Annotated in this window: 13 protein-coding genes, 2 tRNA genes and 1 rRNA gene; 15 read left to right on the plus strand and 1 reads right to left on the minus strand. The window is 46.8% G+C overall.

The annotated features are described in order from the left end of the window. Positions 1-200: 200 nt before the first annotated feature. The 4 genes from rrf to greA all read left to right on the plus strand — a co-directional run bounded on the left by rrf (position 201) and on the right by greA (position 5,522). Positions 201-316: ribosomal RNA gene (gene rrf, locus BM099_RS18825) — 5S ribosomal RNA — on the plus strand. Positions 317-644: 328 nt separating this feature from the next. Continuing rightward, a complete protein-coding gene (gene carA / locus BM099_RS18830; RefSeq protein WP_177201234.1) occupies positions 645-1,781 on the plus strand; it encodes a glutamine-hydrolyzing carbamoyl-phosphate synthase small subunit in 1,137 nt (378 codons plus the stop codon). A 47-nt stretch (positions 1,782-1,828) separates the two neighbouring features. Further along, positions 1,829-5,035, plus strand: a complete 3,207-nt coding sequence (carB, locus tag BM099_RS18835; RefSeq protein WP_090730585.1) for a carbamoyl-phosphate synthase large subunit — start codon at positions 1,829-1,831, stop codon at positions 5,033-5,035. A gap of 10 nt (positions 5,036-5,045) precedes the next feature. Further along, positions 5,046-5,522, plus strand: a complete 477-nt coding sequence (greA, locus tag BM099_RS18840) for a transcription elongation factor GreA (protein ID WP_090730587.1) — start codon at positions 5,046-5,048, stop codon at positions 5,520-5,522. Positions 5,523-5,551: 29 nt separating this feature from the next. On the opposite strand, the gene BM099_RS18845 is transcribed toward greA, so the two are convergent. Further along, the gene (locus BM099_RS18845; protein ID WP_090730589.1) at positions 5,552-5,854 is read right to left on the minus strand and encodes a YhbY family RNA-binding protein; all 303 of its coding nucleotides are present in this window, start codon (positions 5,852-5,854) and stop codon (positions 5,552-5,554) included. A 96-nt stretch (positions 5,855-5,950) separates the two neighbouring features. Between BM099_RS18845 and rlmE the strand changes: the two genes are divergently transcribed. From rlmE to infB, 11 genes are all read left to right on the plus strand, one after another. Next, the gene (gene rlmE / locus BM099_RS18850) at positions 5,951-6,568 is read left to right on the plus strand and encodes a 23S rRNA (uridine(2552)-2'-O)-methyltransferase RlmE (protein WP_090730591.1); all 618 of its coding nucleotides are present in this window, start codon (positions 5,951-5,953) and stop codon (positions 6,566-6,568) included. Positions 6,569-6,652: 84 nt separating this feature from the next. Then, on the plus strand, positions 6,653-8,596 hold the full coding sequence (ftsH, locus tag BM099_RS18855; protein ID WP_177201236.1) for an ATP-dependent zinc metalloprotease FtsH: 1,944 nt from the start codon (positions 6,653-6,655) through the stop codon (positions 8,594-8,596). A 65-nt stretch (positions 8,597-8,661) separates the two neighbouring features. Beyond that, positions 8,662-9,525: a dihydropteroate synthase gene (gene folP / locus BM099_RS18860; protein ID WP_090730597.1), complete on the plus strand. Its 864-nt coding sequence runs from the start codon at positions 8,662-8,664 to the stop codon at positions 9,523-9,525. Continuing rightward, positions 9,518-10,873, plus strand: a complete 1,356-nt coding sequence (gene glmM, locus BM099_RS18865) for a phosphoglucosamine mutase (protein WP_090730599.1) — start codon at positions 9,518-9,520, stop codon at positions 10,871-10,873. The genes folP and glmM overlap by 8 nt, the downstream gene beginning before the upstream one ends. 38 nt (positions 10,874-10,911) lie before the next feature. Continuing rightward, a complete protein-coding gene (tpiA, locus tag BM099_RS18870; RefSeq protein WP_090730601.1) occupies positions 10,912-11,667 on the plus strand; it encodes a triose-phosphate isomerase in 756 nt (251 codons plus the stop codon). A 12-nt stretch (positions 11,668-11,679) separates the two neighbouring features. After that, entirely contained in the window at positions 11,680-12,039 is a 360-nt protein-coding gene (gene secG, locus BM099_RS18875; RefSeq protein WP_090730603.1) for a preprotein translocase subunit SecG, read from the plus strand. A gap of 15 nt (positions 12,040-12,054) precedes the next feature. Beyond that, positions 12,055-12,140 (plus strand) — tRNA-Leu (locus BM099_RS18880). Between the two features lie 50 nt (positions 12,141-12,190). After that, positions 12,191-12,267, plus strand: a tRNA-Met gene (locus BM099_RS18885). Positions 12,268-12,388: 121 nt separating this feature from the next. Further along, the gene (gene rimP, locus BM099_RS18890; RefSeq protein ID WP_090730605.1) at positions 12,389-12,844 is read left to right on the plus strand and encodes a ribosome maturation factor RimP; all 456 of its coding nucleotides are present in this window, start codon (positions 12,389-12,391) and stop codon (positions 12,842-12,844) included. Between the two features lie 31 nt (positions 12,845-12,875). Next, positions 12,876-14,366, plus strand: a complete 1,491-nt coding sequence (gene nusA / locus BM099_RS18895; protein WP_090730607.1) for a transcription termination factor NusA — start codon at positions 12,876-12,878, stop codon at positions 14,364-14,366. A 23-nt stretch (positions 14,367-14,389) separates the two neighbouring features. Then, complete coding sequence (gene infB / locus BM099_RS18900) at positions 14,390-16,915, plus strand: translation initiation factor IF-2 (protein ID WP_090730610.1); 2,526 nt, start codon at positions 14,390-14,392, stop codon at positions 16,913-16,915. Positions 16,916-16,918: the final 3 nt, after the last annotated feature.

Here is a 16,918-nt window from a genome sequence, read left to right on the forward strand (position 1 = left end):
TGCGAGGCGTTGAGCTAACCAGTACTAATTGCTCGTGAGGCTTGACCATATAACGCCAAAGGCGTGTGGGAAGCATGTTGTGACGCTGAATGAAGTAGGCATCACCGTAAAAGATAAAGTTACTAGCGCTTGTTAACACAGACAAACACAAAAGATACCAACAGAAAACCTTCATCAAATCCTCGTTGTGACAGTTTACGCTTGGCGACCATAGCGAAATGGAACCACCTGATCCCATCCCGAACTCAGCAGTGAAACGTTTTAGCGCCGATGGTAGTGTGGGGTTTCCCCATGTGAGAGTAGGTCATTGCCAAGCACCTAATAAAAAAACCCCGATCACGCTGTGATCGGGGTTTTTTTATGCCCGTAAGGAATAAAATTTAAAACTGAGAATCAATCAGGTGGATCTGCCGTAGCCATTGTTGCTGTGTCTGTGTTGTCTGAGCAAATAGGTTTTGTAGTGATCAGCGATTCTAGGTGGATGGAGCGTGGACAGAGATGCATGGATCGTCTAAAATACCGCCGTTTACCTGTAGTTCAAAGGTAGCACTAATAATTCCGGTTTTAAAACGAGGTTGTTCCTCGTTTTTTTTCAGGTGTCGTATAGTTATCTGTTCATTCGCAGCACACGCGGGGAGGTTCAATTGACAAGACCAGCCATTCTGGCCCTTGAAGACGGTAGTATATTCAGGGGTATTGCTATTGGCGCGGACGGTCAATCTAGCGGTGAAGTTGTATTCAACACATCCATGACCGGTTATCAAGAAATTCTGACAGATCCCTCCTATTGCAGACAGATCGTAACATTAACTTATCCTCATATTGGTAATACTGGAACAAACGATGAGGATGAGGAATCAGCCGGCACTTGGGTGTCTGGCTTGGTTATTCGCGATTTACCTCTGATGGCAAGCAATTTTAGAAATCAACGTTCTTTAGACCAATATTTAAAAGATCATAATATTGTAGGTATTGCGGATATAGACACCCGTCGCTTGACGCGTATTCTTCGGGAAAAAGGCTGCCTGAATGGCTGCATCATGGCTGGGGAAGTTAACGAACAAGATGCGCTTGCCCAGGCAAAATCGTTCCCTGGTCTGAAAGGTATGGATCTTGCTAAAGAAGTGAGTGTGTCTGAAGCATATGAGTGGAACTCTTCAACATGGAAGCTAGGTGTCGGTCATTCGGAGCGTAACCCAAGTGAGCAGCCTTTCCATGTCGTCGCTTATGATTTTGGTGTCAAACGCAATATTTTGCGGATGTTAGTGGAGCGAGGTTGTCGGGTAACAGTCGTGCCAGCACAGACCACCGCCATTGATGTATTAGATATGGCGCCTGATGGAGTCTTCCTGTCAAACGGGCCGGGTGATCCAGAGCCATGTGATTATGCCATTACCGCCATTAAGGCTATTTGCGAAACTACCGTACCTGTTTTTGGTATTTGCCTGGGGCATCAGCTGTTAGCTCTCGCCTCAGGAGCCAAGACTGTAAAAATGAAGTTTGGTCATCATGGTGCCAACCATCCAGTTCAAGACTTAGATACTAAGCAGGTTATGATTACCAGCCAAAATCATGGTTTTTCTGTTGATGAAAGCAGTTTGCCAAGTACGATTCGGGCAACTCATAAGTCTTTGTTCGATCACTCTTTACAAGGTATCGAACGTACGGATCGTTCTGCGTTCAGCTTCCAGGGGCATCCCGAAGCGAGCCCGGGACCCCGCGATGTAGCGCCTCTGTTCGATCGCTTCATTAAAGAGATGAGAATTCGCAAATACGCCTGATTAAAAACACTGATCAGTTAAGTAAATAGATTTGACCGGTTTATACAATGCCAAAACGCACAGATATTAAAAGCATACTGATTTTAGGCGCGGGCCCGATCATTATTGGTCAGGCGTGTGAGTTTGATTACTCGGGTGCGCAGGCGTGTAAAGCGCTGCGTGAAGAGGGCTACAGAGTTATTCTGGTTAACTCGAACCCTGCTACCATCATGACAGATCCAGCCATGGCTGACGCCACCTACATCGAACCAGTAACGTGGAAAACCGTTGCGAAAATCATTGAAAAGGAACGGCCAGATGCGTTGTTGCCAACCATGGGTGGTCAAACCGCACTGAACTGTGCTCTTGATTTGGAGCGGGAAGGTGTTCTTGCTGAATTTGGCGTAGAGATGATTGGTGCTAACGCCGATACCATCGATAAGGCTGAGGACCGTTCTCGCTTTGATAAAGCGATGAAGAAAATTGGTCTTGAATGCCCGCGTGCAGCGATTGCACACAGCCTCGAAGAAGCGCAGCAGGTTCAGGCCCAGTTAGGTTTTCCCTGCATTATCCGTCCATCGTTTACGATGGGTGGAAGCGGTGGTGGTATTGCTTATAACACGGAAGAGTTTGTTGAAATATGTGAGCGAGGCCTGGATCTTTCACCGACTAATGAGCTCTTGATAGACGAGTCTTTGATTGGTTGGAAAGAATATGAGATGGAAGTTGTTCGTGACAAAAACGATAACTGTATTATTGTTTGTGCTATCGAAAACTTTGATGCCATGGGTGTGCATACCGGTGATTCTATTACGGTAGCACCTGCGCAGACGCTGACCGACAAAGAATACCAAATAATGCGGGATGCCTCGTTGGCTGTGTTACGTGAAATCGGTGTTGAAACCGGCGGATCTAACGTGCAGTTTGGTGTAAACCCTGTCGATGGGCGCATGGTTGTTATTGAGATGAACCCGCGCGTATCTCGTTCATCCGCACTGGCATCTAAAGCTACTGGGTTTCCTATTGCTAAAGTGGCCGCGAAGCTGGCGATCGGCTACACACTCGACGAACTGCAAAACGACATTACCGGCGGTGCTACACCTGCTTCTTTTGAGCCATCAATCGACTACGTTGTTACTAAAATCCCTCGCTTTACCTTTGAAAAATTCCCGCAAGCGAATGACCGTCTGACTACTCAGATGAAGTCTGTTGGTGAGGTCATGGCGATTGGGCGGACGCTGCAAGAGTCATTGCAAAAAGCTTTACGTGGTTTGGAAGTCGGCGCTACCGGGTTTGATCCGATCGTTGATTTGAACAGTGAAGATGCGCGTTCCGATATTGTACGTGAGATGAAGCAGCCCGGTGCTGAGCGTATCTGGTATGTGGGCGATGCTTTTCGACTAGGTATGAGCGTTGAAGAGCTGTATGCAATTTCGGGTATAGATCCCTGGTTCCTGACGCAAATCGAAGATTTAATTCTTGATGAGAAGCGTGTTGCTAATATGACCTTGTCGCAGTTAGATGCAGATAAGGTATATCGTTTGAAGCGCAAGGGCTTCTCTGATGCGCGTTTGGCTACCTTGCTGGGTGTGAGCGAAAAACAGTTCCGCAAGCATCGGCATAGCTTAAATATCCGCCCTGTCTACAAGCGTGTTGATACTTGTGCCGCTGAGTTTGCTACAGACACTGCATATATGTACTCAACCTATGAGGAAGAGTGTGAAGCAGCCCCATCTGAGCGTGAAAAAATCATGGTTATTGGTGGCGGCCCTAATCGGATAGGCCAGGGTATCGAGTTTGATTACTGCTGTGTGCATGCCGCGCTGGCTGCCCGCGAAGCGGGTTTTGAAACCATTATGGTGAACTGTAATCCGGAAACTGTCTCAACAGATTACGATACATCTGATCGTTTATATTTTGAGTCAATTACACTCGAAGATGTGTTAGAAATAGTGCATCTCGAGAAGCCGAAAGGCGTGATCGTCCAGTTTGGTGGTCAAACACCATTAAAACTGGCAGTAGCACTGGAACAGGCTGGTGTGCCGATTATCGGGACATCACCTGAATCCATTGATCGTGCTGAAGACCGCGAACAGTTTCAACAAATGTTACAGCGTCTTGGCCTGAAGCAGCCAGAGAATGCTACCGTGCGCTCTCTTGAGCAAGCGATTATAGCCGCAGAAAAAATTGGTTATCCTTTAGTTGTTCGTCCTTCTTATGTGTTGGGCGGTCGGGCGATGGAAATTGTCTATAGTGAAACCGAATTGCGTCGTTATATGAAGGAAGCGGTGCAAGTTTCTAATGAAGCACCGGTGTTGTTGGACCACTTCCTGAATGCTGCTATTGAAATTGATATTGATGCAGTGAGTGATGGTGAAACCGTCGTGATTGGCGCCATTATGCAGCATATAGAACAAGCCGGTGTTCACTCTGGTGATTCTGCATGCTCGTTCCCTCCATACAACCTGCCCGCTGATGTACAAGATGAGATGCGCGAGCAAGTCAAAAAGATGGCGCTTGAATTAGGTGTCGTTGGTTTGATGAATACTCAGCTTGCTTATCAGGACGGTGAGATCTATGTGATTGAGGTTAATCCACGTGCCTCAAGAACAGTGCCGTTCGTCTCTAAATGTATCGGTGTTTCATTGGCTAAGGTTGCCGCGTTAGCCATGATCGGTCAGAAGCTGGCTGAGATTGGTTTCACGGAAGAGATAATTCCGGCGTATTTTCATGTAAAAGAAGCGGTCTTTCCGTTTAATAAATTCCAGGGTGTTGATCCTATTCTTTCTCCAGAGATGAAATCTACGGGCGAAGTGATGGGCACGGGTGAAACCTTTGGTGAAGCCTTTATGAAGGCAACCATTGGTGCCGGTGAGAAAATGCCGCAACCAGGTAAAGCTTTTATTTCGGTTCGTAATGTTGATAAGGAAGGCTCGGTATCTGTCGCTAAGTCATTGATAGATCTTGGTTTTTCTTTGGTTGCTACGGGTGGGACTGCCGCTTTTTTGAAAGAGCATGGATTAACCGTTTCGGTTGTGAATAAAGTGACCGAGGGGCGGCCAAACATTATTGACATGATTAAGAATGACGAAATTGTTTATGTTGTAAACACGACTGAAGGTCGCAAGGCCACGGCGGATTCGGCAGAAATTCGTCGTAGTGCCCTGCAGCATAAAGTTCCTTATACCACTACGCTTGCCGGCGCAGAAGCCATAACGATGGCGCTCGAATACGGTGAAGAAAAAGTGGTTCGTCGTTTACAGGATTTACATTGAGGAGTAATAAATGAGTCGTGTTCCTATGACTGTTTCTGGCGAGAAAGCACTTCGTGAAGAGCTGGTTCGTCTTAAAACTGCTGATCGTCCTCGTATTATTCAAGCCATTGCTGAGGCGCGTGAGCATGGTGATCTAAAAGAAAATGCTGAATATCATGCGGCCCGTGAAGAGCAGGGGTTTACTGAAGGACGTATTCAGGAACTTGAAGGCAAGCTGTCTCAGTCTCAGGTAATTGATGTGACTATTATTCCGCATTCCGGGAAAGTTATTTTTGGAACGACGGTAATCATTATTAACTGTGAGACCGATGAGAGTGTGCGATACCAGATCGTTGGTGATGATGAGGCTGATATAAAAATTGGTAAATTATCTGTCAACTCACCTATCGCCCGTGGGTTGATAGGTAAGTCAGAAGGAGATATTGCTGGTATACAGACGCCGAATGGTATCGTTGAGTACGAGATCGAAGAGGTGTTGCACCTTTAAAAAAAGAGCCGCCTTCTTGGCGGCTTTTTTTAACGGAGCAAATTGGAAAGCTTGGGATTAGGTTGCAGAGCCGGGCGGTAGATTAAGGCAATATTGCCAATCTCCTGAATAATGGTGGCTTCAACGATTGTGCAAAGCTCTTTAATCAATTGCTTTTTCACATCTCTGTCACCAACTACGAACTTCACTTTAATGAGTTCGTGGTCTTCAAGTGCTCGGTCAACCTCCAATTGAATGTTTTCTGTCATCCCTTTGCCAGCGATGGTCACAATTGGATTTAAGCTGTGTCCAATTGTGCGGTAGTGTTTCTTTTGATCGGGTGTCAGGCTCATACTAAAATAGACATCTCATTTGGGGTGGCGGCGCCACATTGTAAAAAGCTTATTCTACCTGAGACAAGCTCAGCGTAAAACTACAGAGAAAAATTAGTGTCAAGATCAAAAACTAGTAAAGCGTGGTTAAAGGAACATTTTGACGATCATTACGTCAAAAAGGCTAAGGAGAGTGGTTATCGCTCCAGAGCCAGTTTCAAACTGCTGGAGCTACAAGAGAAAGATCACTTGATGAAAAAAGGCATGACGGTGGTTGATCTTGGCGCGGCTCCTGGTGGTTGGTCACAAATCGCGGCTGAATTAGTGGGTGATACCGGACGAGTAGTGGCATCAGATATTCTTCCGATGGATTCCTTGGCCGGTGTTGAGTTTGTTCAGGGGGACTTTACTGAAGAGTCGGTTCTGAATGAAATTCTTGCAGTGATGGATGGTAAGCTTGCTGACCTTGTAATTTCCGATATGGCCCCCAATATGAGTGGTATGAACTCTATTGATCAGCCTGCTGCTATGTATTTAGTTGAATTGGCGTTGGAAATGGCAAAAGATGTTCTGAAACCAAAAGGTAATTTTGTTGCCAAAGTATTTCAGGGTGAAGGGTTCGACCAGTATTTGATGGATGTGCGTGCACACTTTGATAGGGTTGTTACACGTAAGCCTGATTCTTCCCGTGCCAGGTCTCGTGAAGTTTATATAATCGGACTGGGTTTTAAATGAGTTTTATTAGTCAAAGTAGCTAAATTGATGTAGTTTAGCCGATGCTTTGTGATGTATTAAATTGAGGGTTGTCTTTTGAACGATATGGCAAAAAATCTGGTTCTGTGGCTGGTTATTGCGGCGGTCTTGCTGACAGTCTTCAATAATTTCAATGCTGAAACTGATCCGGGTCGATTAAGTTATTCGGATTTTGTGACGGAGGTTCAGTCTGACCGGGTGGCTAAAGTAGTGATCGATGGTTATACCATCTATGGCCAGCGCAGCAATGGTGAGCGTTTCCAAACCATTCGTCCTGCATTGCAAGATCCAAAGTTGGTTGATGATCTGCTTTCTCATAAAGTGGTAATTGAGGGTAAGCAGCCAGAACAGCAAAGTATCTGGACACAGCTATTAGTTGCCTCATTCCCGATATTGGTCATTATCGCTATTTTTATGTTTTTCATGCGACAGATGCAAGGCGGCGGCGGTAAAGGCGGCCCTATGTCCTTCGGTAAGTCCAAAGCACGGATGATGAGTGAGGATCAGATTAAGACAACCTTTGACGATGTTGCGGGTGTCGAAGAAGCCAAAGAGGAAGTTGCAGAGCTTGTCGAGTATCTGCGTGATCCCGGAAAGTTCCAGCGTTTAGGTGGGCATATACCACGTGGCGTTTTGATGGCGGGTAGTCCGGGTACAGGTAAAACACTGTTAGCTAAAGCCATTGCCGGCGAAGCCAAGGTGCCATTTTTCTCTATATCGGGTTCTGATTTTGTAGAAATGTTTGTTGGTGTCGGGGCATCACGTGTCCGTGACATGTTTGAGCAGGCAAAGAAACATGCGCCTTGTATTATTTTTATCGATGAGATCGATGCTGTCGGCCGTAGTCGTGGTGTAGGTATGGGCGGCGGAAATGATGAGCGTGAGCAAACCCTGAATCAGCTATTGGTTGAGATGGATGGTTTTGAAGGCACTGAAGGCGTTATTGTTATTGCCGCTACTAACCGCCCGGATGTGTTAGATCCTGCGCTGTTGCGTCCAGGTCGTTTTGACCGCCAGGTTCATGTCAGCCTGCCAGATATACGTGGTCGTGAGCAGATTCTTAAAGTACATATGCGTAAAGTACCGACGGGTGATGATGTTAAGCCAGAGCTAATCGCTCGTGGAACGCCTGGCTTCTCGGGTGCTGACCTTGCCAACCTGGTCAATGAGGCGGCACTGTTTGCCGCACGTGACAGTAGACGTACGGTCGGAATGGAGCAGTTTGAAAAAGCTAAAGATAAAATCATGATGGGCGCTGAGCGTAAATCTATGGTGATGTCTTATAAAGAGCGTTTAAATACAGCTTACCATGAGTCAGGACACGCTGTTGTAGGGCGACTGTTGCCTGAGCATGATCCTGTTTATAAAGTATCTATTATCCCTCGTGGCCGCGCATTAGGCGTAACCATGTTTCTTCCCGAGGAAGATCGTTATAGTTATAGTCGTTCCACTATTCTTTCGAACATCTGCTCATTGTATGGTGGTCGTATAGCTGAAGAGATGACTCTGGGGAAGGACGGAGTTACTACCGGCGCCTCCAATGATATTCAGCGTGCCACCGGGATGGCACGTAATATGGTCACCAAATGGGGACTGTCTGAAGAGTTAGGTCCGTTGTTATATGACGAGGAAGAGGGTGACCCGTTTGGCCGAGGTTATGGGCAGGCAGCTAAGCCATTTGCAGAAGATACGCAACGTCGTATTGATGCTGAAGTACGTAAAATTATTGATGAGTGTTATCAGAAAGCAACGACTCTTCTTGAGGAGAATCGCGATATTCTGGAAAACATGACTCAAGCGCTAATGAAATACGAAACTATCAATAGTGACCAGATTGGTGAGTTGATGGCGCGCTGTGAAGTTACGCCGCCGGAAGGTTGGGTGGATGTTAATGATTCTCCGGCCTCAGAGGATGATTTGACGGATGGAAAAGCTGAGGAATCCGAGTCCCCTAAACCGTCTGACGAGGATGACCCGGAAGCACCGGGCGAAGATGGAAAAATAGTTTAAGTAACAGTGATTTGAAAAAACCGGATGTGCATTACATCCGGTTTTTTTATATGCAGGCGAAAATTATGACTATTCTACAGTGTGGGTCTGGAGCGCTGGATCTTCAGAGAGTTCAGGTCATGGGTATATTGAATGCCACACCTGATTCCTTCTCTGATGGCGGTAAGCACTTCAGGCACCATCAGCTATCCGTTGAAAGTGCATTGGCACGCGCTGCCGTTATGCTGAAAGAAGGTGCATCCATTATTGATATTGGTGGAGAATCAACGCGCCCGGGCGCAGCTAAGGTTTCTCTGCAGGAGGAGCTTGATCGCGTGTTGCCGGTTGTTGAGGTGATAGCTAAAGAGTTGGATGTCGTTATATCAGTCGACACCAGCCAGCCGGAACTGATCTCTGAGGCGGCCAATTTAGGTGCTGGTATGATCAATGATGTCCGGGCGCTTTGCTTGCCTGGAGCATTGCAGGCGGCTGCTGAGTCTCAATTGCCCATTTGTCTTATGCATATGAAGGGCACACCACAAGATATGCAGAATGCACCTGTCTATCATAATATCATCGAAGAGGTGATTGCGTTTTTTAATACGCGGATAAAAGCCTGCGCTGAGGTGGGGATCTCTGCAGAGCGTTTAATACTGGATCCTGGTTTTGGATTTGCTAAGACCCTGGAGCATAATTTGTTCTTGTTAAATCGGTTGGAGCAGCTTGATAGTTTGGGCTATCCACTTTTAACAGGGACTTCACGAAAAAGTATGATTGCCGGGGTGTTGGAACGCAAAGTAGATCAGCGCTTATCAGGCAGTCTGGCAACGGTGGCTATCGCGGTCATGAAGGGGGCGAAGATTATTCGCGTTCATGATGTGGCGGAGTCGGTAGATGTTGTGCGTATGACTGAAGCAGTCATGCGTGAAAGTGGAGAAAGTGATGAGTAAAAGGTATTTTGGTACGGACGGCATTCGTGGACGAGTAGGGCAGTTTCCAATCACTCCGGATTTTATGCTCAAGTTGGGTTGGGCGGCAGGTAAAGTATTCGCCCGTGGTGGTCGAAGTAAAATTCTGATAGGCAAAGATACACGAATTTCCGGCTATATGTTTGAGTCTGCTTTAGAGGCTGGCCTGTCAGCGGCGGGTGTTGATGTATTACTCACCGGTCCTATGCCAACCCCTGCTATTGCCTATTTGACGCGTACATTTCAAGCTAACGCCGGTATTGTGATTTCTGCATCGCATAATGCTTACGGAGATAATGGGATTAAATTCTTCTCCGCGGATGGTACAAAGCTCCCTGATGAAATAGAGCATGCAATAGAAGCGCAGATGGATCTGGTGATGACAACGGTTGATTCAGCAAGTCTGGGTAAAGCGCGTCGGGTTGAAGATGCTCCGGGACGTTATATCGAATTTTGTAAATCTTCGGTGCCGGTTGGCTTTAGTTTGGCGGGAATGAAAATCGTGCTTGATTGTGCCAATGGTGCAACTTATCACGTGACTCCTGAAGTTTTGTCGGAGCTTGGAGCTGAAGTTATCGAGGTTGCTTCTTCTCCGGATGGTTTGAATATCAATGAAGCATGTGGCGCGACGGCACCACAGCGGCTACAAAAAGTGGTTGTAGCAGAAAAGGCTGACTTGGGAATCGCACTTGATGGCGATGGAGACCGTTTGATGATGGTCGATCATTTGGGAGAAGTGGTCGATGGCGATGAAGCGTTATTTATTATTGCCGAACGTATGTATGAGCGCGGAGTGTTGTCGGGTGGCGTAGTGGGTACGTTGATGAGTAACTTTGGCTTGGAGCAATCCCTTAACAGGCTGGGTATCCCTTTCGTGCGCGCAAATGTCGGTGACCGCTATGTCATGGCTTTACTGGCAGAGAATGATTGGGTGTTAGGTGGAGAAAGCTCGGGGCATGTTGTTTGCCGGCACCTTACATCGACGGGTGATGGAACGATTTCAGCCTTGCAGGTATTGCGGGCCATTAAAGAATCCGGAAAAAACTTACATGATCTGAAAAAGGGCATGCATAAAATGCCTCAGGTTATGATCAACGTGAAGATGGCATCAAAAGTTGATATTCGCGGCGTGCAGGCCATACAGCAAGCGGTTAAAGATGTAGAAGCTCAATTAGGTGATACGGGTCGGGTTTTATTGCGACCTTCCGGTACCGAGCCTCTGGTCAGAGTGATGTTGGAAGGCGAAGATAAAGCGTTTATCCAAAAACTCTGCGAAGAGTTAGCAAAAGAGGTAGGAAAAGCACTGGAAGCGCTTGTCAGTCAAGAGTAACTCGGTTAATATTTGCGCCTCTTTTAAGGAGGGTGGCGATGCGTGGCTTAATAGTCGCTGGAAACTGGAAAATGAACGGCAATCAGCAATTTGTTGATGATATGTTGTTTAGCCTGAATAAGGTTGAATTTTCTGAGTCCGTGGAAGTTATCGTTTTTCCACCGTCTGTGTATTTGCATGCTGCAAGACAGCAAGCAAAAACAGTTAAAGTTGGCGCTCAAAATATTTTTTTTGAAAGTTCAGGTGCATATACGGGTGAGATTTCTCCGTCTATGTTGTCTGATATTGACTGTCGATATGTGATACTAGGGCATTCAGAAAGACGCGCCATTTTTTCTGAAGATGATGATCTGATTGCTAAGAAAGTAGTCGCTTCTATAGAAAATGACCTTGTGCCTATCTTGTGTGTTGGTGAAACGCTTGAAGATAGAGAGAGTGGCCGATTTTTTGAAGTGATCGCTCGTCAGGTAAAAATTGGTTTGAGCTTGTTGCAAGCGGAGCAGGTGGCGCGTGTTATTGTTGCCTACGAGCCTGTCTGGGCAATAGGTACAGGTAAAACAGCATCGCCATTGCAGGCTCAGGAAGTGCACGGGCTTATCCGTCGCTTGGTAGCGGAATTGGTTGGTGAACAAATATCGGAAAGTATTTCGATATTGTATGGTGGCAGTGTAAATGCCGCTAATGCGAAGGAGCTTTTCTCACAGCCAGATATTGATGGTGGTCTTGTTGGAGGAGCTTCATTGAAGGTTGATGAATTTTTAGCGATCTGTAGTGCGGCTGCAGAAGCTGTTTAAACGGTAGGTAATATGGAAACTCTGGTTCTTGCTGCTCACGTTGTACTTGCTGCTGGTATTATTGCTCTGGTGTTATTGCAACAGGGTAAAGGTGCTGAGGCGGGTGCTGCTTTTGGTAGTGGCGCATCCCAGACGGTGTTTGGTAGTCAGGGTACTGGGAATTTTTTAAGTCGTATGACAGCAGTGCTGGCAACAGCACTGTTTACTACGAGTTTTGTTTTGGCTGTCTATGCTAAGGAGCAGGCTGCATCAGTTTCTGATGTGGGTATACCTACAGTTGAAACGGTTAAAGAGGTGCAGTCTCAGTTGCCGGTTCTTGATGAGCCGAAAATTACTGCTCCGGTTGAAACGGATGTTCCAAAAGCTAATTAGATTGTAAAGAGTTTTGCCCAAGTGGTGGAATTGGTAGACACGCTATCTTGAGGGGGTAGTGGCTTATGGCTGTGCCGGTTCGAGTCCGGCCTTGGGCACCATATGTTTGCAAAATAGGCTTGTCATATGTATAATATGCGCCTGTTTCTGATGCGGGGTGGAGCAGTATGGTAGCTCGTCGGGCTCATAACCCGAAGGTCGTTGGTTCAAATCCAGCCCCCGCTACCATCTTTTGAAATGGCCCCTTTTTAGGGGCTTTTTCGTAAGTGTGGTCATTTTGATTTTGCAGAAATGGGTCTTATAAGGCCCATTTTTTATTTCTGCGTTACGTAAATTAGAGGTTTAGTGGGTGTCAGCGAAGCTGAAATTATTACAAGAGATGTTGAAACCTATCGTTGAGTCACTTGGCTGTCAACTTTGGGGAATAGATCATATCTCACAGGGTAAACACAGTACTCTGCGCATCTATATAGAGCGCGAAGAAGGCGTGACGGTAGATGATTGCGCGGCAGTGAGTCACCAAATCAGTGGGATACTCGATGTAGAAGACCCTATTAGCGGGGTTTATACGTTAGAAGTTTCTTCACCTGGAATGGATAGACCACTTTTCACATTGGAGCAGTTCAGTGCCTTTGCAGGAAGCAAAGTTCAGATTCGTTTACGTGTACCTTTTGACGGAAGACGAAACTTTAAAGGGATATTAAATGGCATTGAAGGTGAAGATATTTTGCTGGTTGTGGATGACGAAGAGTTTTTGTTACCGATTGATCTGATCGATCGGGCTCAGGTTATTCCGCAGTTTTAACGGCACTTTTGGGTATTGGCGAGGCAGTAGCATGAATAAAGAGATCCTACTGGTTGCAGAAGCAGTATCGAATGAGAAAGACGTCCCAAAAGACGTTATTTTTGAAGCGATTGAGCTGGCATTGGCAACGGCGACTAAAAAACGTTTTGATGAAGAAGCGGACGTGAATGTTATCATAGACCGGGTGACCGGCGGTTATGAAACCTTCCGTAGCTGGAAAGTGGTCAGTAATGACGACGTTCCTCTGTTAGGCACTGAATTAACCATGCAAGAAGCTGAAGAGATTGATCCTAAGCTACAGCCTGGTGATATTTACAAAGAACAAATTGAATCTGTTGCGTTTGGCCGTATTGCGGCTCAGACGGCAAAACAGGTGATTGTACAAAAAGTACGTGAAGCTGAGCGCGCTAAAGTCGTAGATCTTTATCGTGACAGATTAGGCGAGCTGATATCAGCGAGTGTAAAAAAAGTAACACGCGATAATATTATTGTTGATCTGGGCAATAATGCTGAAGCACTGCTGCCGCGTGAGAACGTTTTACCACGCGAAGTTTTCCGTATGGGTGATCGTGTAAGAGCGGTGCTCACGGAAGTCCGTGCGGAAGGACGCGGTCCTCAATTGGTACTTAGTCGCGCTTGTCCTGAAATGCTGATTGAGCTTTTCAGGATTGAAGTGCCTGAGATTTCAGAAGAAGTCATTGAAATAAGAGCGGCAGCCAGAGACCTGGGTTCACGTGCGAAAATCGCTGTGAAAACCAACGATGGCCGTATCGATCCGGTCGGTGCTTGTGTTGGTATGCGTGGCGCGCGTGTTCAGGCGGTATCTAATGAACTCGGTGGCGAACGTGTAGATATTATCCTTTGGGATGATAATCCGGCACAACTAGTGATCAATGCAATGTCTCCTGCTGAAGTAGCTTCTATTGTTGTTGACGAAGAGACGCACTCAATGGATGTTGCTGTTGCTCAGGAATCACTGGCAATGGCGATTGGCCGTAGTGGACAAAATGTTCGCTTGGCTTCGGAGCTGACTGGCTGGGAATTAAATGTCATGACCGTTGAGGCGGCTGCCGAGAAGCAGCAGTCTGAAATTGGATCAGTCATGGAAGTACTGATGAAGCATCTGGATATCGATGAAGATGTTGCATCCGTGTTGGTTGAAGAAGGATTTACCACCTTGGAAGAGGTGGCTTATGTGCCAGTCGATGAGATGCTTGAAATTGACGGCTTTGATGAAGATTTAGTGAATGAGCTTCGTACTCGGGCAAAAGATGCACTGCTGAATATCGCACTAGCAAGTGAAGAAAAGCTCGAGAAATCCGAACCGGCAGCAGATCTGCTGGAAATGGAAGGTATGGATCGCCATTTGGCTTTCCTGCTGGCGGCTAATGGCGTGATTACCATGGAAGATTTAGCAGAGCAATCTGTTGAAGAACTTCTTGATGTTGAAGGTATGAACGAAGAAAAGGCTGCAGAGTTGATCATGACCGCGCGTGCGCCATGGTTTGCGGATGAAGTCTAATTCAGCGGAGGAGATATACCAATATGGCAGAAGTCACTGTTAAACAACTTGCCGGTGTGGTTGGTGTTCCCGTTGAGCGTTTATTAGCGCAAATGCAGGAAGCGGGAATCGCAGGTAAAAAAGATGGGTCTCTGGTATCAGAGTCCGAAAGACAAGCACTATTGAACCATCTGAAACGATCACATGGTGAAGAAGACGAGAATGTTACTTCACCTAAAAAGATTACATTGAAGCGCTCTACTACTTCGCAGTTAAAAGTAGCTGGCGCGTCAGGTAAGAAAAAAACGGTTAATGTCGAAGTGCGTAAAACACGTACTTATGTGAAGCGTACGGATGTAGAAGGCGATACGACGGATGCTGACAAGGCTGCAGCTGAAGAAGCGGCACGTCTGGATGCAGAGCGTCTGCTGCGGGAGCAGGCGGAAGCCGTCGCTAAGGCAGCACAAGTGAAAGAAAAAGCGAAAGCTGATGCTAAAGCCGCTGAGGCTGCAAAAGCGAGTGCGCCAGTAACAAAAGCTGAGCCTGCACCGCAAACGGCAGCAGCCAAAGCTGATTTTAAACCGGCACCGAAAGCAGCACCTGCCGCTCAGGATGATAAGAAAAAGTCGTTCCGTGGTGAAGATAAAAAGCCTGGTAAGGGAACACATGGGCGTAACTCCCGTGGCGGAGCGGGTGAGTCTAAAGGCGCACGTCGTGGCGGAAAATTGTCACGCAGTAATATGAAAGGTAATCGCCCAAAGACCGCGCATCAGCTTGATAATGCGCATGGCTTTACAGAGCCGCAGGCACCCAAAGTGCATGAGGTTGAAGTTCCTGAAAGTATTACCGTTGCTGAGCTGGCTAAGAAAATGTCAGTTAAAGCCGCTGAAGTGATCAAGGTTATGTTTAAAATGGGCGCTATGGCGACCATTAATCAGATGATTGACCAGGATACAGCGGTACTAGTTGTTGAAGAGATGGGCCATGTCGCTAAGCCGATGGCGGAAAATGCCATTGAAGAAGCGTTGATGGAGAGTATTCAGCAGTCTCAAGGCGAATTGCATAGCCGCGCACCTATCGTGACGGTAATGGGCCACGTTGACCATGGTAAAACATCGTTACTTGACTCTATTCGTCGCACACGTGTGGCTGCTGGTGAGTCGGGTGGTATTACCCAGCACATTGGTGCGTACCATGTAGAAACCGATAATGGCATGATCACTTTCCTTGATACGCCTGGACACGCTGCTTTTACAGCCATGCGTGCACGTGGCGCCAAGTTGACAGATATTGTTATTCTGGTTGTAGCGGCAGATGATGGCGTAATGCCGCAGACCGAAGAAGCCGTGCAGCATGCGAAAGCGGCTGGCGTACCTTTGGTTATTGCAGTTAACAAAATGGATAAAGAAGACGCGGATCCTGATCGTGTTAAAAACGAGCTGGCTCAGCGTGATGTTATTCCAGAAGACTGGGGTGGCGATGTGCAGTTCATTCCTGTTTCTGCGAAAACAGGTGAAGGCATCGATGCCTTGCTAGAAGCGGTCTTGCTTCAAGCTGAAGTATTGGAACTTAAAGCGGTAAATAATGCACCGGGTCAGGGGGTTGTTGTTGAGTCCCGTCTGGATAAAGGACGTGGTCCGGTTGCGACGCTTCTTGTGCAAAATGGTACCTTGAAAAAAGGTGATATTGTTCTGGCAGGTCTGCATTATGGCCGTATCCGAGCGATGTTGGATGAGAATGGCAAGCCAGTTGAAGAAGCGGGTCCAGCTATTCCTGTCGAAATTCAGGGGCTTGATGGTACACCTGCAGCGGGTGATGAATTCACGGTTGTGTCTAACGAGAAAAAAGCAAGAGAAGTCGCTTTGTTCCGTCAGGGCAAGTACCGCGATATCAAGCTGGCTCGTCAGCATGCTTCTAAGCTTGAAAATCTGTTTGCAGACATGGAAGCCGGTGATGTCAAGAACTTGAATATTGTTCTTAAAGCAGATGTAAGAGGCTCTTTGGAAGCGCTGACTAGTGCATTGGAAGATCTCTCCACTGATGAAGTTAAAGTGGTTATCGTCTCCAGTGGTGTCGGTGGTATTTCTGAAACGGAAGCAAACCTTGCGTTAGCATCCTCGGCATTGGTCGTCGGCTTTAATGTCCGTGCTGATGCGCAGGCAAAAGCAATTATTACTCGTGAAGGCATACAGCTTCGTTACTACAGCGTTATCTATAACATCATTGATGATGTGAAGCTGGCGATGACAGGCTTGTTATCACCAGAGTTCCGTGAAGAGATCGTAGGTATTGCAGAAGTTCGTGATGTCTTCCGTTCACCAAAGCTTGGCCTTGTTGCTGGCTGTATGGTGACAGAGGGTACTGTATTCCGTAATAAGAATATTCGTGTACTGCGTGATAACGTCGTTGTCTACGAAGGTGAGCTCGAATCGCTGCGTCGCTTCAAAGATGTGGTGAGTGAAGTACGCCAGGGTATGGAATGTGGTATCGGTGTTAAAAACTATAATGACGTGAAAGTCGGCGACCAGATCGAAGTATTCTCGGTTGTTGAAGTTCAACGCACATTGTAACGG

Origin of the sequence: Neptunomonas qingdaonensis (genome assembly GCF_900113275.1) — a bacterium.
Classification (GTDB): Bacteria; Pseudomonadota; Gammaproteobacteria; order Pseudomonadales; family Balneatricaceae; genus Neptunomonas; species Neptunomonas qingdaonensis.